Source organism: Microvirga aerilata, assembly GCF_016743775.1.
Taxonomy (GTDB): Bacteria; Pseudomonadota; Alphaproteobacteria; order Rhizobiales; family Beijerinckiaceae; genus Microvirga; species Microvirga aerilata.
In genome coordinates, this window is record NZ_JAEQMY010000299.1 from 1 (window position 1) to 1195 (window position 1195).

Sequence of the window (1195 nt, forward strand, 5' to 3'; positions counted from 1 at the left end):
CAGCGAGCTCGCGACCCGCTGGCGGTGTCCTCATCTTGCTCGATCAGGACGCAAAAATCATAAGACAAGCATCGGACCGTTAAGTGGACGCACCACCAGCGGCTTTGAGGTTGGTTCTAAGATCGCATGAGATGCAGAACTCATCGGATCCGACTTCTCGTCCGATGCTCTAGACGGGGTAGCCGGTCGCAATTCAGGCCTTCCTCACACCTAAGTACTGGACCGATGACGAGGCGCCGCCAGTAGTGCGCAAGGTGAGCCGGAATGAACGCATGTCTAGGGTGCTTGGACCAGTGCAAGGCCACAAGCCAAGCGAGCAGGGCATTCACTCCGGGTTCGCACCGCGCCTTCGGCTTCACTCAGCGCTTGCTCTCACCGGGTGCAGCCTTCGCCTGTGCTGTGCTGACGCGACGTGCCGGTGCCTGTGGCGGAGTTGGCGGCTTGCGCGCAATCAAGCCAGGCTGAGGAGCTCCGGTCGGCGGCTGACGACCTGTAGATGAGACAGGTTGAGGCACAGCGCGAGCCATAACTGGCTTGGGCTGAACCAGGACCTTCTCTGAGGCCAAGCGAGCGATCTCCTTCTGGCCAAAACCCGATGACATGCTAGGACTTGGGGCTTCGGTCGCTGGACTTTGGGCTCTATCCCGTTCGGGCAGTGTCGGCCTCTGACCTGCTGGAACTTCGGCAGCCGCTGTCGATGACTGACGTTCAGGCTCCGCCGTCAAGCCGCGTGTTTCAGAAAGCAGGCCCCATCCGGCGACAGCGCCCAATCCCAAGACCACCACAGCGGCTTGGTACCGGCTGGGGAGAGTTCGCGTGAAGGCCTGAAACATCGAAGCTCCTGGAGCAGTAAGACCATGGGTCGAGACAACCATCTGGATCAGAATAGATGACTGGCGGCGCTTACGAGACCGGCGCCTATGTGCCTGACGATAGGTCAATCATGGTGGCTGAACCGTTAAGATACGATGGCGCGATAGGTCGGCTGATGGCTCAAGCTCACATCCATTGAATTTCCTGGTGCGCACACTTCTTGTCAAAGTCTTTAATATGCAAAACGTTATCTCGTGTGGGTCGACTCTATTCTGAGGCGCATCGGTGACGTCTTCGGCCTTCACCGTGGGGCACAGCTTCCAGGCAAGGATGTAGCGCGAGAAGTCGTCCAGCACCGTCGAGAGGTAAAACCAGCCCCAGC

The 1195-nt window shown here is 58.9% G+C and carries 1 protein-coding gene; it reads right to left on the minus strand.

The genetic code is table 11. From position 1 onward, the window contains the following. Positions 1-941: 941 nt before the first annotated feature. Positions 942-1195 (minus strand): hypothetical protein (locus tag JKG68_RS33120; protein WP_210346532.1); only part of this gene is annotated, 254 nt, incomplete at its 5' end.